Annotated in this window: 17 protein-coding genes and 1 pseudogene; 5 read left to right on the top strand and 13 right to left on the bottom strand. The window is 66.4% G+C overall.

Annotated elements, in window-relative coordinates; genetic code table 11:
• Positions 1 to 79 precede the first annotated feature (79 nt).
• Positions 80 to 936: pseudogene (locus tag AC1DBQ_RS08520) on the top strand (helix-turn-helix domain-containing protein).
• Between the two features lie 18 nt (positions 937 to 954).
• On the opposite strand, the gene AC1DBQ_RS08515 reads toward AC1DBQ_RS08520, so the two are convergent.
• Positions 955 to 1,311: a barstar family protein gene (locus AC1DBQ_RS08515; protein WP_476928085.1), complete on the bottom strand. Its 357-nt coding sequence runs from the start codon at positions 1,309 to 1,311 to the stop codon at positions 955 to 957.
• Between the two features lie 22 nt (positions 1,312 to 1,333).
• The gene (gene glgX, locus AC1DBQ_RS08510; protein ID WP_476928084.1) at positions 1,334 to 3,448 is read right to left on the bottom strand and encodes a glycogen debranching protein GlgX; all 2,115 of its coding nucleotides are present in this window, start codon (positions 3,446 to 3,448) and stop codon (positions 1,334 to 1,336) included.
• 116 nt (positions 3,449 to 3,564) lie between these two features.
• On the opposite strand from glgX, the gene AC1DBQ_RS08505 reads away from it, so the two are divergent.
• On the top strand, positions 3,565 to 4,368 hold the full coding sequence (locus AC1DBQ_RS08505) for a carbon-nitrogen hydrolase family protein (protein WP_476928083.1): 804 nt from the start codon (positions 3,565 to 3,567) through the stop codon (positions 4,366 to 4,368).
• Between the two features lie 523 nt (positions 4,369 to 4,891).
• Here the strand turns inward: AC1DBQ_RS08505 and rlmB are convergent.
• From rlmB to AC1DBQ_RS08475, 6 genes are all read right to left on the bottom strand, one after another.
• On the bottom strand, positions 4,892 to 5,893 hold the full coding sequence (rlmB, locus tag AC1DBQ_RS08500) for a 23S rRNA (guanosine(2251)-2'-O)-methyltransferase RlmB (RefSeq protein WP_476928082.1): 1,002 nt from the start codon (positions 5,891 to 5,893) through the stop codon (positions 4,892 to 4,894).
• A 134-nt stretch (positions 5,894 to 6,027) separates the two neighbouring features.
• Entirely contained in the window at positions 6,028 to 7,506 is a 1,479-nt protein-coding gene (gene cysS, locus AC1DBQ_RS08495) for a cysteine--tRNA ligase (RefSeq protein WP_476928081.1), read from the bottom strand.
• 97 nt (positions 7,507 to 7,603) lie between these two features.
• Positions 7,604 to 7,963 carry a hypothetical protein gene (locus tag AC1DBQ_RS08490; RefSeq protein WP_476928080.1) on the bottom strand — a complete coding sequence of 120 codons (360 nt, stop codon included), beginning with the start codon at positions 7,961 to 7,963 and terminating at the stop codon, positions 7,604 to 7,606.
• Between the two features lie 95 nt (positions 7,964 to 8,058).
• Complete coding sequence (ispF, locus tag AC1DBQ_RS08485) at positions 8,059 to 8,559, bottom strand: 2-C-methyl-D-erythritol 2,4-cyclodiphosphate synthase (protein ID WP_476928079.1); 501 nt, start codon at positions 8,557 to 8,559, stop codon at positions 8,059 to 8,061.
• A gap of 2 nt (positions 8,560 to 8,561) precedes the next feature.
• Positions 8,562 to 9,395 (bottom strand): 2-C-methyl-D-erythritol 4-phosphate cytidylyltransferase, encoded by an 834-nt coding sequence (gene ispD / locus AC1DBQ_RS08480; protein ID WP_476928078.1) that lies wholly within the window; start codon positions 9,393 to 9,395, stop codon positions 8,562 to 8,564.
• 200 nt (positions 9,396 to 9,595) lie between these two features.
• A complete protein-coding gene (locus tag AC1DBQ_RS08475; RefSeq protein WP_476928077.1) occupies positions 9,596 to 10,078 on the bottom strand; it encodes a CarD family transcriptional regulator in 483 nt (160 codons plus the stop codon).
• Positions 10,079 to 10,403: 325 nt separating this feature from the next.
• Here AC1DBQ_RS08475 and AC1DBQ_RS08470 point away from each other — a divergent pair, with 325 nt between their 5' ends.
• Positions 10,404 to 10,973: a hypothetical protein gene (locus AC1DBQ_RS08470; RefSeq protein ID WP_476928087.1), complete on the top strand. Its 570-nt coding sequence runs from the start codon at positions 10,404 to 10,406 to the stop codon at positions 10,971 to 10,973.
• A gap of 205 nt (positions 10,974 to 11,178) precedes the next feature.
• On the opposite strand, the gene AC1DBQ_RS08465 is transcribed toward AC1DBQ_RS08470, so the two are convergent.
• Both AC1DBQ_RS08465 and AC1DBQ_RS08460 read right to left on the bottom strand, forming a co-directional pair.
• Entirely contained in the window at positions 11,179 to 11,859 is a 681-nt protein-coding gene (locus AC1DBQ_RS08465) for a response regulator (protein WP_476928076.1), read from the bottom strand.
• Positions 11,856 to 13,091 (bottom strand): sensor histidine kinase, encoded by a 1,236-nt coding sequence (locus tag AC1DBQ_RS08460; RefSeq protein WP_476928086.1) that lies wholly within the window; start codon positions 13,089 to 13,091, stop codon positions 11,856 to 11,858. Before AC1DBQ_RS08460 ends, AC1DBQ_RS08465 begins: the two co-directional genes overlap by 4 nt.
• Before the next feature lie 207 nt (positions 13,092 to 13,298).
• Between AC1DBQ_RS08460 and phoU the strand changes: the two genes are divergently transcribed.
• A complete protein-coding gene (phoU, locus tag AC1DBQ_RS08455) occupies positions 13,299 to 13,961 on the top strand; it encodes a phosphate signaling complex protein PhoU (protein ID WP_476928075.1) in 663 nt (220 codons plus the stop codon).
• A 154-nt stretch (positions 13,962 to 14,115) separates the two neighbouring features.
• On the opposite strand, the gene AC1DBQ_RS08450 is transcribed toward phoU, so the two are convergent.
• Entirely contained in the window at positions 14,116 to 14,862 is a 747-nt protein-coding gene (locus tag AC1DBQ_RS08450; protein ID WP_476928074.1) for a phosphoglyceromutase, read from the bottom strand.
• Between the two features lie 148 nt (positions 14,863 to 15,010).
• Between AC1DBQ_RS08450 and AC1DBQ_RS08445 the strand changes: the two genes are divergently transcribed.
• Positions 15,011 to 15,859 carry a class I SAM-dependent methyltransferase gene (locus AC1DBQ_RS08445; protein ID WP_476928073.1) on the top strand — a complete coding sequence of 283 codons (849 nt, stop codon included), beginning with the start codon at positions 15,011 to 15,013 and terminating at the stop codon, positions 15,857 to 15,859.
• Between the two features lie 72 nt (positions 15,860 to 15,931).
• Here the strand turns inward: AC1DBQ_RS08445 and AC1DBQ_RS08440 are convergent, their stop codons facing one another.
• The gene (locus tag AC1DBQ_RS08440) at positions 15,932 to 16,285 is read right to left on the bottom strand and encodes a DUF2516 family protein (protein ID WP_091255337.1); all 354 of its coding nucleotides are present in this window, start codon (positions 16,283 to 16,285) and stop codon (positions 15,932 to 15,934) included.
• Positions 16,286 to 16,294: 9 nt separating this feature from the next.
• Positions 16,295 to 17,491: a trans-sulfuration enzyme family protein gene (locus AC1DBQ_RS08435; protein WP_476928072.1), complete on the bottom strand. Its 1,197-nt coding sequence runs from the start codon at positions 17,489 to 17,491 to the stop codon at positions 16,295 to 16,297.
• Positions 17,492 to 17,497: the final 6 nt, after the last annotated feature.

Here is a 17,497-nt window from a genome sequence, read left to right as displayed (position 1 = left end):
GACGTTGGTTACACGGTGAAAGGGTGAAGACCTCTTAGGTTGGTGGTTACCACACACACCTAGCGACTAAGAGGTCTTCATGGTCCACCGTAATGCCCGTCTGACTCCTGCCGGTAGAGGCATCCTTGTCCAGCGCGTCCTTCAGGGTCGTCCCGTGGCCCATGTGGCGAAGGAAATGGGTGTTTCGCGTGCCTGCGCACACCGGTGGCTCCGTCGCTATCTGGAGCACGGCCGGGACGGGATGGAGGATCGTTCCTCCCGGCCGCGCTCGTGCCCGCACGCGACCCCGGAGGTGAAGGTTGACGAGGTCCTCGCGGCGCGCGAGAAGCACCGTGAAGGCCCGATCGAGCTGGCCGAACGCTGCAAGGTCCCGGCCCGCACGGTCTCCCGGATCATCGCCCGGGCCGGCCTGCCCCGATTGTGGGAACTGGACCCGATCAGCGGCGAACGCATCCGCGCCGGCCGGGCCACCGACCACCGCTACGAACGTGACACCGCCGGGGAGCTGCTGCACATCGATGTGAAGAAACTCGGGAAAGTCCCGAAGGGAGGCGGGTGGCGGGTCCACGGCCGCAGCGAGGCCGTGAAAGGCCGCGGACTGGGCTACGACTACGTCCACGTTGCCGTCGACGACCATTCCCGTCTGGCCTACGTCGAGGTCCTCCCGGACGAGAAGGGCCCGACCTGCGCCCGGTTCCTGGCCAACGCCGCGGCGTTCATGGCCGCGAACGGGGCACCCGTGCGCGAAGTCATGACCGATAACGCCCTGGCCTACATCCGGTCCGCGGACTTCGCCAAGGTCATTGGGCCTACAAGAACGCCTACAACTCCAGCGACCACCGCACACACGCCTTGACCGGCTGGCTAGACTTCTACAACCACCGCCGCAACCACAGCGCCCTCGGAGGACGACCACCCATCAGCAGATGTAACTAACCTCTTGGCTGAGTACACCTAGAGGCAGACGGCGATGACGTCCAGGCTCGTGCCGGCGTAGCTCTCGGCGTCCTGCAGCGTTTCGCAGATGACACCGAAAGAGCGGTCCGCGCGGAGCGCGGCCGGGACCTGCCAGATGACGGTGACGGGGGCCTCGCCGGCGTCCGTTACGGCATCGGCGACGTCGTGCAGCGAATCATGCAGGGCGTCCAGGTCCACGCCGTAATCCTCGGGGAAGTCCAGGACTTCACTGAAGGTCTCCAGGACCGCCTGCCTGGTGTCGGCGGCGGGGATCACGAGGGTGCGGCGGCCGGCGTCGTCGATTTGCTCTGTGAGTTCTTCAATGGTCCAGGTGTCTGCCGAGTAAATCTTCATGGGGTCCTTGGCTTGCGGATGATCAGGTGCGGTAAATATTAATCGAGTTGGCCTGGACGACATCCCGTTCACCGGAGGCAACACGAGCGCCCTGACGCCGGTCATGGAGCTCGGAGGTGGTCACGCGAAGCTCGAAGCGCCGGTGCCCGGTACCGTCCTCGTTGCTGAGCCGCGGCAGGGTGACCTTGACGTCGTCGGCACCGCCGTTGACCACCACCAGGCCGTCCACGTKCCCGTCGTCGGAACCGAGCAGGAGCTGGATCACKCGGTGGGCGGGGTCATTCCACGTGTCGGCCGACATCGGGTTGCCGTCCACATCGAACCAGTGGAAGTAGGACTGGGTGTCGCGCGCGGGGTAGTCATGCGGCTGACTGGCCAGGAACTCCTTGCGCAGCCTGATGACGCGCTTGGTGGTGCGCAGCATCGCATKGGATTCCGCGGTGTTGGTCCAGTCAATCCAGGTGAGCGCGTTGTCCTGGCAGTAGGCGTTGTTGTTGCCCTGCTGGGTCCGGCAGATCTCGTCGCCGGCGGTAATCATGGGTACGCCTTGGGAAATCATGAGGCAGGCCATGAGGTTCCGCCTGCTTTGGGCCCGGCGGGCGAGAATGTCGAGGTCTTCGGTGGGGCCTTCGAAGCCGTGGTTGTAGCTGCGGTTGTCCCCGTGGCCGTCGCGGTTCTGCTCCCCGTTGGCCTCGTTGTGCTTGCGGTCGTAGGCGGTCAGATCGGCCAGGGTGAAGCCGTCGTGGGCGGTGATGAAGTTCAGCKAGGCGAGCCGGGACCGGCCCGAGGACTCGAACAGCCCGGCGGAACCGGAGAGGGCGTCCGCGAGGCGGGCCACCGGCCCGCCGTTACCGCCGGYGTCGATCGCAGCGCGGTCGGCGAGCCAGAAGCTGCGGACGGCGTCGCGGAAGTGATCGTTCCAGTCCACCCAGCCGGCCGGAAACCGGCCCGTCTGCCAGCCGCCGTAACCCACGTCCCAGGGCTCGGAAATCAACTTGATGCCGGACAGCACGGGATCGGCGCCCACCGCGACAAGGAACGGGTGCCGGGGATCGAATTCGTTGGCACTGTTCCGGCACAGCGTGACGGCGAGGTCGAAGCGGAAGCCATCGATGTGGAATTCGTTCACCCAGTAGCGCAGGGAATCCAGTACCAGCTGCACCACGCGGGGCTCGCCGAAGTTCAGGCTGTTGCCGCAGCCCGTGGTGTCCACATACCTGCCGTGGCCGTCGTTGCGGTAGTACTGCATCTCGCCCAGGCCGCGGAAGGCCAGGGTGGGACCGTCCGTGCCGCCCTCGGCGGTGTGGTTGTAGACGACGTCGAGGATGACCTCCAGCCCKGCGGCGTGCAGCAGCTTGACCATGCCCTTGAACTCGTCCTGGACCGCGTGCGCGCCGGCGGCCTGGGCCGCCGCGGTGGCGTAGCCGGGGTGCGGGGCGAAGAAGGCGGCCGTGTTGTAGCCCCAGTAATTGGTCAGCCCGAGCTGCTGCAGGTGCGGCTCGTCGACGTGGAAGTGGACGGGCAGGAGCTGGATCGCCGTGACGCCCAGTGAGATCAGATGCTCGATCATGGCCGGGTGGGCCATGCCGGCGTAGGTCCMCTGCAGTTCCTCGGGAATATCCGGGTGCAGCTTGGTTTGGCCCCTGACGTGGGCCTCGTAGACGATCGTGTTGCGCCACGGCACGCGCGGGCTGCGGTCCACCCCCCAGTCAAAGTCGTTGCCGACCCGGACGCTGGTGATCAGCCCTTCGCGTTCGTCGACGGCCCGGCCGTACGGGTCCATCAGCAGCGGCTGCTCGCCGACGGCGTCAAAATCCGTGGCCGGCATCGACAGTGGGAGGGCCTCGTGTTCCGGAGAGGCCCGGAAGCCGTAGCGCGACCCTGCGGGGATGCCCTCCACAATGCCGTGGTGGACGCCGTCGGTGATGTTGGGCAGGGTCTTGACCTGCCAGGTTCCCCCGGGCKGCTGATACGCKATCTCAAGGGTGGTCACGCCGGGCGCGTAGACAGCCACGTTGGCGAACGCGCCGCGGGGATCGTCCACTGCCGGCGACCCGGTGTGGGGAACGCTGATTCCCAGCGGAAACGCTCGCGAAGCGTCTACGGTGGAAGCTGTKTCTATAAAGGGCATAACCATTGCTTAAAGCTTAGCCGGGCCGAACAAATGGCCCTCATTTTCGTTTTCATGACGTTTTGCAGTGTACGGAAGCGCCGCACTGCATACTGGAATGAAGCGCCGAGTTGGAGGTAATTGTGCGCGCAGCATTAGCCCAAATCATCACCGGACGCGATCTGGACGGGAATCTGGCCCTTCTGGAGGACTATGCGCGTCAGGCAAAAGCCGGTGGCGCGGACCTGGTGGTGTTCCCGGAAGCCGCCATGCGGGCTTTCGGAAATTCCCTTCTGGATATTGCCGAGCCGCTGGACGGTCCGTGGGCCTCACACGTGCGCGCCCTCGCCGCGGAACTCGACATCGTCATCGTCGCGGGGATGTTCACCCCCGGCACCGCCGGCAACGGCGCGAAGGTGCGCAACACCCTGCTCGTCACCGGCCGCGGCCTCGAGACCAGCTACGACAAGATCCACCTCTTCGACGCCTTCGGCTTCGCGGAGTCGGACACGGTCGACGCCGGCGCCGACCTCGTCACCTTTGAGCTCGACGGCGTGACGTTCGGCCTCGCCACGTGCTACGACATCCGCTTCCCGGACCTTTTCACGGAAAACGCGGACCGCGGCGCTGACGTGAACATTGTGTGCGCCTCCTGGGGTTCGGGCCCCGGCAAGGCCGAGCAGTGGAAGCTCCTGGCCCGCGCCCGCGCCTTGGACTCCACCACCCTGGTCCTCGCCTGCGGTCAAGGCGACCCCGCCAGCGTGGGCCACCCGGTCAAAGGCTCCGCCCCCACCGGCGTCGGGCACTCCGTGGTGGTCTCCCCCATGGGCGACCTCCTGGCAGAGCTCGACGGCGCCCCCGGCCTGCTATTCGCCGATCTGGACACCGCCACAGTCAAGGAAGCCCGAACCAACCTCCCGGTCCTAGCCAACCGCCACAAGTTCTAGACGGCACGGTTGCTTCCATTTGTGGTCGCCACCCGCGGACACCGGTGCCCTGCCGTCGCTTAGACACCTCCCGTCGCCGAMTTCGGCCGCTGAGCGGCCTCTTCCGGCTTTGGTCGGCGATGCGCTCCTTTGCAGGCCCCCGGCGCCCGGTCGACATTGGGGAACCGCCCGCTCGGCTGCTACAAAAGACAACAGGCGTGCGCTGCCAACAACAACGCGGGGTCATATCGCGCCCATTTTGGGGCCTCGGATGGACGCGATATGACCTCGCGTTGCCTGTGGCCGTTCTCGGTTTAAACGGAAACGCTCCCCCACAAGGTGACCAGTTCAAGGTGTGAGAGAGCGTTTTGCCGTTTACCGCGAAAAGCGAGCGAGGCTCATCGCCGGGACCGGGGTTTTGCTACGGAGCGCATCGCCGACCGGAACCGAGCAAGGCCGCTAGCGGCCGCACGAGGTGCAGGGAGGTGTCTAAGCGACGGCAAAACTACGGTTCCGGCGGAACCCAACCCCAAAGAAGCTGGGACTACTTAGCGGCGCGCTGGCGGGAGATCTCGTAGAGGGAGATGCCCACTGCCATGGAGGCGTTCAGGGATTCCATGGCGGAGTCGATCGGGATGGAGACGATCTGGTCGCAGTTTTCGCGGACCAGGCGGCTGAGGCCCTTGCCCTCGGAACCCACGACGAGGCACACCGGCTCTGTGGCCAGGGCGAGATCGGGCAGCGAGACGTCGCCGTCGCCGTCGAGCCCCAGCACGTAGATGCCCATGTTCTTGAAGGCCTTGAGCGTGTTGTTCAGGTTGGCAGCGCGTGCGACCGGTACACGGACAGCCGCGCCGGCGCTGGTCTTCCAAGCCGAGGCGGTGACGCCCACGGAGMGGCGCTCCGGGACAATGACGCCATGGCCGCTGAAAGCCGAGACGGAGCGGATGATCGCGCCGAGGTTGCGGGGGTCGGTGATGCCGTCCAGTGMGACGAAGAGCGGGGCGTTGGCCACGTGGCCCTTCTTCCAGGCCTCGAGGGTCTCTTCCGCGAGTTCGTAGGCGTCCTGGTATTCGTACGGCGGAATCTGCAGCACGAGGCCCTGGTGGATGGCGTCATCGGTCATGCGGTCGAGCTCGGGCTTGCCGGTTTCCATCAGCGGGATGCCGCGTTCGGCGGCGAGCTTCAAGGATTCCTTGACGCGGTCGTCCATTTCGATGCGGACGGCGACATGCAGTGCTTTGGCCGGGATGCCGGCGCGCAGCGCTTCGACCACCGAGTTGCGGCCGGTGACGACCTCTTCGGTGGCGCGGCCCTTCGGACCGGAGCGGCCGGCGCGGGCTGCGGTGCTCGTGGTGCGGCTTCCGMTGGCACGCTTGGCCTCGGAGCGTTCCGCGAGCTGCTTGTTCTTAAACGCCTTGTGGTAGGGGCGGTCCTCCGCCTTCGGCGTGGGGCCCTTGCCCTCAAGTGCCTTGCGCCCGTGACCGCCGGTTCCGACGGTAGGGCCCTTCTTCATTTTGACCGACCGGCGACCGTTGTTGGCCATGAGTTCCACCCCTGCTTGTTACGTACTTTGTTGATAAGTCTGACCTCCAGTCTACTGACCCGAGTAAAATCCTCGATCCGCGATGGCCCGAGGCAAGGCCAGACATGGATGTCAGACGGCGCAGCAGCAGTTACTCAGCCGCGCTTCAGGTTCCAGCTGGCCCCGTCCGGGCCGTCCTCGACGACGACGCCGGCGGCGGCGAGGGTGTCCCGGATGGCGTCGGAAGCAGCCCAGTCTTTAGAGGCCCGGGCCTTGGCCCGCGCTTCCAGCTGTGCCTCGACGAGGACGCCAAGAGCAGTGGTGGCGTGCTCGTCCGCGGCGGGCCCTGCTGTGGCATTCAGGCCMAGGACATCCAGCATGGCGGTGACGCTGCTGAGCGCCTGCCCCGCGGCATCAAGGTCGCCCGCTGTGAGGGCCGYATTCCCGGACCGGACCGCTTCGTGCAGCGCAGCCAGGGCCTGCGGGACATTGAGGTCATCATCCATAGCGGCCGCGAACGCCTCCGGCACGGAAGCGGCGGCCAATTCTTCAGGCGAGGCGGACGTGGTCGAAACCATGGCCGAGGCGTCAGGAAGGACCCGGCCGGCCCGGTTGAGGAAACCGTCGATCCGTTCGACGGCGGCGGCCGCTTCCTGCAGGGACRTCGGCTGGTAGTCCAGGACCGAGCGGTACTGCGCCTGCCCCAGGTAGTAGCGGACGACGCGGGCCGGGGCGACTTCGAGCATTTCCGCCGGGCTGACGGTGTTTCCGATGGACTTGGACATTTTTTCGCCGGCGTAGGTGACCATCCCGTTGTGCATCCAGAAGTTGGCGAAGCCGTGGCCTGCCGCCTGGGACTGGGCCATCTCGTTTTCGTGGTGCGGGAAGCGCAGGTCCAGCCCGCCGCCGTGGATGTCGAACTCGGTGCCGAGGTATTTGGTGACCATCGCCGAGCATTCGAGGTGCCAGCCCGGGCGGCCGGCGCCCCACGGGGAGGACCAGCTCGCCGTCGTCGGCTCCCCTTCCTTGTAGCCCTTCCACAGCGCGAAGTCGCGGGCGTCCTTCTTGCCGCGCGGGTCCGCGTCCGGGGCACCCTGCATATCGTCGATTTTCTGGCGGGTGAGCGTGCCGTACTTGTCCCACGAGCGCACGTCGAAGTAGACGTCGCCGGAGTCGTCCAGGGCCGGATACGCGTGGCCGCGATCGATCAGCTGCTGGATGAGGGCGTGCATTTCCGGGATGTGGCCGGTGGCGCGGGGCTCATAGGTGGGGCGGGAGACGCCCAAGGTGTCGTAGGCCTTGAGGAATTCCTGCTCGTAKCGGTAGGCCAGCGCCCACCATTCCTCGTTGCGGACGGCTCCGGGTTCGTCCTCAAAGTCGGGGCCGAAGGAGGCCGCGGACTTGGCGAGGATCTTGTCGTCGATGTCCGTGACGTTGCGGACCACCGTCACGCGGAAACCCCGGTACTGMAGCCAGCGGGTCAGCTGGTCGAATGCGATCGCGGAGCGGATGTGGCCCACATGTGGCATGCCCTGCACGGTGGCTCCGCAGTAGTACAGGCTCACCTGGCCAGGTACCAAGGGGACGAAGTCGCGGACTTCGGCGGATGCTGTGTCGTAAAAGCGCAGGGTCACCGCTCCAGATTAGCCGATGGCGCTAAGCGGGCTCACCGGCGTGTCTGCCGCCGCGCCTACTGCCTTGCGGCCAGTGCGGGACCGTCGGTCCGGCAGCCTACTTGCAGTATTGCCCGATCTTGTTGATCTGCTCGGTGAGCTGGGCCGTCTGTTCGTCCGTCTTGGCCCCCGTGGGGCTCGCGGCAACCTGTTTCATGATGTCGGCCATCTGCTGGATGGGGGCGCCCACCTCCGGCGCCACCTTGTCCGCGACCTCCTGGTAGTGTTGCCCGATCTGCGCGGCCTGCTCCTTGGCGGTCCCGGAGGGCACGAAGGTATCAGTGTTGAGGAACTTGCAGCTGTCCTCGACGCTCATCTTCGGCGTGGCGCTGGGGGTCTGGGGCGCCGTCGTCGAGACGGCACAGCCGCTCAGCATGGTMCCGGCCACAAGTACGACGGCGGTCAGCAGCTTCTTCACGGCAGGTCTCCTGGCAGTTCGGGACGGAATGTCACGGCGGGGTCTTCCCCCTCAAGCGTAGGTGACGGAGGCCTGCAGCGTTCAACCTCCGGTGGTCAGCCGGCCGGATAGACGAGCGCCGTTGCAACGGCTGAGATCCCCTCGCCGCGGCCGGTGAACCCGAGTCCGTCGCTTGTGGTGGCCGTGACGCTGACCGGCGCGCCGGCTGCGTCGCTGAGGACTCGCTGGGATTCCTCCCGCCGCGGGCCGAATTTCGGYCGGTTGGCCACAAACTGCACGGCGATATTGCCGATCTCGAACCCGTGGGCGCGGACAATCCGGGCGGCCTCGGCCAGCAGGGTCACACCGGACGCGCCKGCATACTCGGGCCGGTCCGTCCCGAAATGCGTGCCGAGATCACCCACCCCGCAGGCGGAGAAGAGCGCGTCGGCAGCAGCGTGTGCCACGGGGTCGCCGTCGGAATGCCCGGACAGCCCCCGCTCCCCTTCCCAGAAGAGTCCGCCAAGCCACAGCGGTTGCGGCTGGTCCTCGGCGGCGAAGGCGTGGACGTCGATTCCGATTCCGGTCCGGGGGATGACGGGCKGGCTGGCGGACATGCTCATCCCTCCACCCAGCGTGCGCCGAGGGGTCCTTCGAGGAGCCCCTCGGCAAGGACCAGGTCCAGGGGCGTGGTGATCTTGAGGGACTGGCTGGCACCGCGCACGGCGTGGACGGGCACGCCGAGGAGTTCCACGAGCATTGCGTCATCCGTGACGAGGGCGGCCTGTCCGGCGTCGAACCCGGCGGCGGCCTCGTGGGCGCGTTTGAGGGTGTCGAGGGCGAATCCCTGCGGCGTCTGGACGGCCCGGAGCGACTCCCGGGGCGCCGTCCCGGTGACCAGCTCGGGGGCCACCGCGGCGCCGGCGCCGGTGGTCGGTTCGACGGTCTTGACGGTGTCCACCACCGGCATCACGGGAATGACGGCTGCGGCACCGGCGCCCAGCGCGGCGGCGACCCGGTGAAAGACGGATTCCGGCGTCAGTGCCCGGGCGGCGTCGTGGACCAGCACGGATTCCACAGCGGGCAGGAGCGCGGCCATCGCGGCGCGGACTGACTCGGCGCGGCTCGCACCGCCCTCGACGACGGTCACGACCGGACCTTGGAGGGCGTGACCTGTCGCCGCGTTGCGGCGGTGTGCGACCGCCAGCTCCTGCGCGAAGGCCTCGCACAACGCACGCAGTTMGGCATCTCCCGGGGGGATGGCAACGCAGATTTGCTGCGCGATCCCGGCGGCMGCCACGCCCCGCAGGGCGTGGGTGAGGATGCTATCCCCGCCCAACGGCACCTTGGCCTTGGGCATGCCGTATCCCAGGCGCTGGCCCGAGCCGGCAGCCACAACAATGACCKCGGTGACGGGACCGGCCGGTGACGTGTTCGTCGGTGCAGTATCCATGCGCACAAGACTACGTCCCCGCGCCCCCGAGCACCCCCCGTTGCGCTATCACTTGTGGCGCCTCTGAGCGCTGAGAGGGACCACAACTGATAGAGCAACCGAGGGGGCCGCCGAAAACGGGCAAGAAGAAACCCCGGCGGCCTGATGCCACCGGGGTTCGATTCTTATCTGCGCCGGCTCTTAGGTGAGCCGGCCTTGTGCTAGGAAGCCAAGACCTCGTCGAGAACGCTTGCAGCCTTCTCTTCATCCGTCTTTTCAGCCAGTGCCAGTTCCGAAATAAGGATCTGGCGGGCCTTGGCCAGMATGCGCTTCTCTCCCGCGGAGAGTCCCCGGTCGTGATCACGGCGCCAAAGGTCACGGACGACCTCTGCTACCTTGATGACGTCACCGGAAGCAAGCTTTTCCAGGTTTGCCTTGTAACGACGCGACCAGTTTGTGGGCTCTTCAGTGAACTCGGCGCGCAGCACGTCAAATACGTGCTCCAAGCCTTCCTTGCCCACTACGTCCCGAACCCCAACCAGGTCAACGTTTTCTGCTGGAACTTCAATGGTCAGATCACCCTGAGCCACCTTGAGCTTGAGATACATCTTCTCTTCGCCCTTGACGGTGCGCATCTTGATTTCTTCAATTTTGGCTGCACCGTGGTGAGGGTAAACTACTGTCTCGCCGACCTCAAAAACCATGTGGACATTCCCCTTTCCCGCAGACCAGTTTATCACGATTAAGGCATACAACTGGCATCCAAAGGTGCCGGGAACCGCATRAATCCGGGGAAAATGGCCTTAATCCACCCCCTCAAACCCCTTGACGGATGCAGATAATAGTGCCTTCGACGCTAACTGCCAAGAGGTTTCGGGCTCCCGCGGAACGGGCCGCGGCTGCCTRGACACACCCATCCGCGCGGTTATGTGTAGGCGCCGAATCCTTGTTTGAGGCCGATTGCGGCTAGGCTATGGCTGAATAATGTTTCAAGACTCTCAAGGAGTGCGTGACGTGCKTTTCACTGCGATGAACCGGGGCCAGCGCGGCAAGCTGGCAATGGCAACGGCTGCACTTGGCATCGGGCTGCTGTCCCTGACTGGCTGCAGCTACATCAACCCCCAGCAGACCTCGGAGCAGTACTCGGCGTCGGACGGAACCCGCACTGATCTCGGCCCGCTGCAGCTGCGCAACTTCATCATCGTTGCCGACGGCCAGGACAAGCCGGGCCGCGTGATCGGCGCCGTGTACAACACCTCCTCCAAGGACGTGGTGCTGACCATCAAGGGCGCGGAGGGGTCACAGGCCGAGGTGCCGGTGAAGCAGAACTCCCACACCATGCTCAACGACTCCACCGCCGCGGTGCTCCTGACCCCCGCCGGCGCCAAGCCCGGCGCAATGACCGAGGTCACGATCTCCGAGAGCGGCACCAACATGGACGCCAAGTTCAAGGTTCCGGTTCTGGACGGCACGATCGTGGACTACAAGACGTACCTGCCGACGCCGGAGGCGACCCCCAGCAGCACGGCGACTTCCAGCAGCACGGCAACGTCCACCGAAACGGCCACGCCGACGCCGAGCAGCACCGCGGGCCACTAGCCCCCGACCACTAAACCCGCCCAGCAGCCTTCGCGGCTGGACGGACTGCCAAAGCATTGCAAAAGGAGGGGCACCCGCGGGTGCCACTCCTTTTGCATACCTTTTACATTCCCTGGCCTCCGGGCCGCCCCGGTCACTCGTCCAGGGCGGCGGCTAGTTCCGGCGCATAACCCCGGCAGCTAGTCCACGGCGGCGTCTCCCATCCCTACGGCTCGAACTTGTAACCCAGCCCGCGGACGGTGATCAGGTATCGCGGCGCCGAGGCATCCGGCTCAATCTTGCTGCGCAGCCGTTTGACGTGGACGTCGAGGGTTTTGGTGTCCCCCACATAGTCGGAGCCCCAGACCCTGTCGATCAGCTGGCCGCGGGTCAGGACCCGGCCGGAGTTCCGCAGCAGCATTTCCAGCAGCTCGAATTCCTTGAGGGGCAGTGCGATCTGCTCGCCACCGACGCTCACGACGTGCCGTTCGATGTCCATCCGGACGGGACCGGCCTGCACCGTGCTGGAGACGAGCTCCTCAGGCTCGCTCTGGCGCCGCAGGACGGCGCGGACGCGGGCCACGAGCTCCCGCGAGGAGTAGGGCTTGGTGACGTAGTCGTCGGCGCCCAGCTCCAGGCMCACCACCTTGTCGATTTCCGAGTCCTTCGCAGTCAGCATGATCACCGGGACGCTGGAGCGCTGCCGGAGTTGGCGGCAGACTTCGGTGCCCGACTGGCCAGGCAGCTGCAGGTCCAGGAGGACGAGGTCGGCGCCGTTGCGGTCGAATTCCGTGATGGCGTCGAGTCCGTTGTCCACCACSTCCACTTCGAACCCTTCCTTGCCCAACAGATAGGACAGGGGGTCGCTGAAGGACTCCTCGTCCTCAACAATAAGAATCCTGCTCAAGCGCTAGCTCCTTGCTCATGGACGCCGGCGGCGTCACGTCGTTGCGGTCTGGGGTCCTGGCTGGAAGGGTGGGCGGCGGCGGCTTTGCCGGCCCCGGCGCCGTCGGCGTCGTCCTGGCCCTCCATCTCGGGAAGTCGAATGGTGAAGGTGGAACCMTTGCCAAGCTGGGACCACAGGGTTACCTCACCGCCGTGGTTGGAAATGACGTGCTTGACGATGCTCAGGCCCAGCCCCGTGCCTCCGGTCTGCCGCGAGCGGGCGGCATCCACCCGGTAGAAGCGTTCGAAGACACGCTCCTGGTCCTCAGGGCTGAGCCCCTCACCCTGGTCCGTCACCGAGACAGCCACGAGGCCGTCCTTGGAGCGGACGCCGATGCCTACCTTGGTGTTCTCCGGCGAGTAACGGATGGCGTTGTCGATCAGGTTGCGCAACGCGGTGACGAGGAGGTCCTGGTCCCCGTAGACCATGGCGTCGGCGTGGCCGCCGACCACCAGTTGGATGTTCTTGGTCTCGGCGGGCAGTTGCGAGCGGTCCACGGCCTCGCTGACCACCGTGTTGATGTCCACCGGGCGGCCCTGCTGCGCGACGTTGGCGCCCTGCAGCCGGGAAAGCTCAATAATGTCCTGGACCAGGGCGGCGAGCCGTGTCGATTCCTTGTGCATGCGCTTGGCGAAGCGTTTGACGGCCTCGGGGTCGTCAGCGGATGACTCGAGGGCCTCCGCCAGGAGCGAGATCGCCCCGACCGGTGTCTTCAGTTCATGGGAGACGTTGGCGACAAAGTCGTTGCGGACTTCCTCGGTGCGGGTGAACTCCGTGCGGTCATCGGCGAGCAGGAGGATATATTCCTCGGCGATCACGGCGGCCCGGACCTGCACAACGATCGTCCCCTKGCCGAGCGGGCCGCGCGGCAGCTCCAGCTGCCTTTCCAGGATGACCCCGTCACGGCGMACCTTGGCGGTCATTTCCAGCAGCTGCTGGTGCACCACGGTGTGCCCGCGGACCAGGCCGTAGGCGTAGGCGGCGGGGCTGGCGCGGACCACGCCGTCGATCGCATCGACCACCACGAACGCGCGGCCGAGGACGGCGAGCACCTCCGCGGCGCCCTCGGGCAGCGAGGGTTCCTCGACGTCGACGTCGACAATGTGCCGCTGCTGCTCACTGACCCGGAATGCGAGTACGCCGAACATGCCAAACGAGAGGCCGATCAGGCCGGCGATCACGCCGATGAGCATTGGATCCACGGCTCCAGCTTATGCTCTGCCAAGCKGACGAAACCGAAATCTCCTGCGATTCCGGCGCCGGTTCAGCTAACGTTCACCTATTGGGGCGTAACAGTTCACCAGACACTGAGAGAGTTGACAGTTGGAGCGCCGGCAGGCGAACCGAAATAGGCCMGCCACTTCAATTGCAGGCAATATTTCCGAGGAAAGGACGCACACGTGCGTAAGGTTTTTCAGGAGGAGCTCGCCCAGGTAAGGGAGCAGCTCGTCGAGATCTCAACGCTGGTCACGGAGGCCATCGACAAGGCCACGACGGCTTTCCAGGGCGCCGACATCGACCTCRCCGAGGACGTGATTGCCGCCGATGCCCGGATCGACTTCCTGCAAAACAGTCTCGACGAACACGCCATTGACATCCTGGCCCTCCAGGGCCCGGTGGCGAKCGACCTACGGATGCTCGTGGGTTCGCTCCGGATKAGCGCTTCGCTGGAACGCATGGGCGATCTCGCCCGCCATCTGGCCCAGCTGGCACGACTGCGCTACCCCGCAACCGTAGTCCCGGAGCAGTTGAGGGAGACCTTCAAGAGCTTCGCCGAACAGGATCTGCTGATCGCCCAGAAGCTCACCGAACTGCTGGCAACCCGCGACCTCGGCGTTGCCCGGGAAATCATGAGGGCCAACGGTGTTGTCAACGACCTTCACCTAAGCGTTTTCAAGGCGATCGCGCGCAGCGACTGGCAAGAGTCCCCGGCCACCACGGTAGACGTTGCCCTGGCCAGCCGCTACTTTGAGCGCTTCGCCGACCACGGCGTCTCCGTAGCCCAGAAGGTGACCTACCTGGTCACCGGTGCGTGGCAGCCGAACACTATCGAACACATCTGACGGCGGCTTTCCCGCAGGCACAACGCAGATACAACGACGGCGTCCGGTCACMTTGGGGGTGACCGGACGCCGTCGTTTGTTCTCTAAGCTCTTGCGCGTCGCTTCGTGCTGCGCTTTGCCCTTGGGTTTGCGCTTGGCGCAGGGCGGGAACTACTTACTTCTTACCCTGGTTGGMGACGGCTTTGATGGACTCGGCGGCGGCCTCGGGGTCAAGGTACGTGCCTCCCGGGTTCAGCGGCTTGAAGTTCTCATCCAGTTCGTAGACGAGCGGGATGCCGGTGKGGATGTTCAGGCCCGCGATGTCTTCGTCGCTGATGCCGTCAAGGTGCTTCACCAGGGCCCGGAGCGAGTTGCCGTGGGCCGTGACCAGGACGGTCTTGCCGGCCTTGAGGTCGGCCTTGATGTCCGATTCCCAGTACGGCAGCAGCCGGATCAGGACGTCTTTKAGGCATTCGGTGCGCGGGACGGCGTCGCCGAGGTCCTTGTAGCGAGGGTCCCCGACCTGGGAGAACTCGGAGTCGTCGGCCAGGGGCGGCGGCGGGGTGTCGTAGGAACGGCGCCAGGTCATGAACTGCTMCTCGCCGTACTCGGCGAGGGTCTGGGCCTTGTCCTTGCCCTGCAGGGCGCCGTAGTGGCGCTCGTTCAGGCGCCAGTCACGCTTGACGTCGATCCAGCCGCGGTCGGCCTTCTCAAGGGCCAGGTTCGCCGTGTTGATGGCCCGCTTCAGCCTTGAGGTGTAGAGGATGTCGGGGAGGATGTTGTTCTCCACGAGGAGCTCACCGCCGCGCACCGCCTCGGCGCGGCCCTGGTCGTTCAGGTCAACGTCCACCCAGCCGGTGAACAGGTTCTTGGCGTTCCATTCGCTGTGGCCGTGGCGCAGCAGAATCAGCTTGTAGGTCATGGTTTTTATCCTAGCCGAGCCCCCGCGGGCGGCGCAGAGCGTTACACCGCGTGCGTTTCACAGCAACGCGGGGTCAGATGCGGCCCATCCTKGGGCCGCCCGTGATCTGACCCCGCGATGGTGGAAGCCTGGACGATAGGCTGGGGCTGTGGTGCAGAAGGCTGAACGGGTGCTGGCCCCCCGGAACCAGGGCKGGGCGAAAAGCGGTGTCCGCGGCGGCAGGCCGGTGGGCAACGTGACCMGGGGAACCACGAACCCCAACCGGATGCGCCGCGTGGACCGCTGGCTGACCGGCCCGCAAGCCTGGCGCCTGCGCGCCGCGGCCGATCCCCTCGCCGTCGACCTCGGTTACGGCGCCTCGCCGGCCACCGCCGTCGAACTCTTTGACCGACTCTCCACGGTCCGCGCGGACGTGCKGGTCGTGGGGATCGAAATCGAACCGGAACGGGTCCGGCAGGCCCAGGCACTGGAACGGCCCGGCCTGAGTTTCCAACTGGGCGGCTTTGAACTGCCTGTGGCCGGAGATCCTGTGCTGGTGAGGGCCTTCAACGTGCTCCGGCAGTACGAGGAAGCCGACGTGCCGGGCATCTGGCGGCTCGTACAGGACCGCCTCGCCCCGGGCGGGCTGTTCGTCGACGGCACGTGTGATGAAATCGGTCGCCGCGCCGCCTGGGTGGCGCTCGACGCCGAGCGGCCGCTGAGCCTGAGCGTGTCCATGCGGTTTGGCGCCTTCGCGCTGCCCTCCGACGTTGCCGAACGGCTGCCGAAGGCCCTGATCCACCGCAACGTGCCCGGCGAAAAGATCCACGCCTACCTTCAGGCGATGGACAAGGCCTGGCTGGAGGCGGCGCCCTTGGCGTCCTTCGGCAACCGCCAGCGCTGGTCAGCGATGTGCCGCGCGCTGCTCGACGCCGGCTGGCCCGTCCAAGACGGCCCGTCGCGGTGGCGGCTGGGCGAAGTCACGGTGAGCTGGGACGCTGTGGCCCCGGGGAATTAGCCGGGGCCGGCGGGTGGGCCCACGACGGCAGGGTTCCCTGAGCGAGCTTGCGAGCTTAGGGGCCGGCGGGGACTACCAGGGGCCGTAGGGGCCCATATTGCGGCCTCGGCCGGCGTCCTTGACCGCGGGGCGAACGTCGGCGAGATAGACAGACGCTGCTGTCACGGCGGCAAGCCCGAAAATKCCGAGCGAGCTGGCTCCGCCGCCGCTTCCCAGCTGCGCGAGCAGGGAGAAGAGGCCCACGGCGAAGGCGCCGCCGGTCAAGGCAAGCCAGAAGGTCTTGGTCCGTTTCGATACGGCCTCGAACGCGTTGGCCTTGTGCCGGAGGCAGTCGAAAAATGCCCATGCCTCCAAGGCAAAGGCCACGATCGCCAGGACCAGGTAGATCCCGGATTCGACATAGAAAATGAGTAAGCGTCCGTCCACTCCCCCAGCCTAGCCGTCCAGCGTCCCCAACGCCTGCTCCAAATCGGCCCAAAGGTCTTCCACGTTTTCAATTCCCACGCTCATCCGGACTAGATTGTCCGGCACGCTCTCCGGCTCGKCCGTGTGCCGGCGCCGGCGTTCGATCAGGGACTCCACTCCGCCMAGGGATGTGGCCGGAAGCCAGAGGTGGAGGGCACGGATCATGCGGTCCGCCGCCTCCGCGCCGCTGAGGCTACCGTCGTGCCCACGTACCGGCGCCACCTCGATACACAGGATGGAACCGAATCCCTTCATCTGTGCCTTGGCACGCTCGTGGCCGGGGTCCGAAGTCAGGCCGGGGAAACGGATGGCGGCAACCCGCGGATGAACGGCCAGCCGCTCGGCCAGGATCTGCGCGGAGGCCTGCGATCGCTCGATCCGCAGTGCCAGGGTCCGGAGCCCGCGCAGGGCCAGCCATGCCTCAAACGGTCCGGCGATCCCGCCGTGGATGGTGCGGTGGTGCAGCAGCGCGGCGCGGAGACCGGCGTCGGAGGTCACCAGGGCGCCGAGCACGACGTCGGAGTGCCCGGAGAGGTACTTTGTCACCGAATGCAGCACGACGTCGGAGCCCAGGCTGAGGGGCTGCTGCACGAGCGGCGTGGAAAAGKTGTTGTCCGTGACGACGATCGCGCCGGCCTCGTGCGCCGCGGCGGTCAGGGCCCGCATGTCGGCGATGCCGAGCATGGGGTTGGTGGGGCTCTCCAGCCACAGCATGCTGGCGGCACGCCCGCCGGCCGGGGCGAGCGCGGCCAGGACGGCGTCGGTGTCGGCGATGTCCACCGTCCTCAATTCGAGGAAGCCCTTGGCCGCCAGTTCGGTGGCCATGGTGACCGAGCCCGCATAGCTGTGYGACGGCATCACGAGCACGCCCTGGGCGGGCACCAGAGACAGGGCCGAGCTGACGGCGGCGAGTCCCGAGGCGTAGAGCAGGCCCGGCAGGTCCGCGCCTTCCAACTGGCCCAGCGCCTCTTCGAAGGGATCCCACGTGGGGTTGGAATAGCGGCCGTAGCCGCGGTCGCCGTCGCCCAGCGGTCCGGTGCCGAAGTATGTGGAGGACAGCACCAGCGGCGGGTTGACCGGTTCGTCGCGGGTGCGCGGCGGGCGCCCTGCTGCCACGACCAAGGACTCCGGCGAAAGCGTTGCGGTCAGTTCTTCAGAAAGACTCATGGAGAC

The organism is Arthrobacter sp. 10T413_2 (assembly GCF_056394205.1).
The sequence above is the reverse complement of the archived record's forward strand: the minus strand, read 5'-3'. Positions and strand labels throughout refer to the sequence as shown.

Coding starts and splice junctions, on each gene's coding strand:
- AC1DBQ_RS08515 (WP_476928085.1), bottom strand. CDS start 1,311: ATGAAGATTTACTCGGCAGACACCTGGACCATTGAAGAACTCACAGAG.
- AC1DBQ_RS08470 (WP_476928087.1), top strand. CDS start 10,404: ATGAACCGGGGCCAGCGCGGCAAGCTGGCAATGGCAACGGCTGCACTT.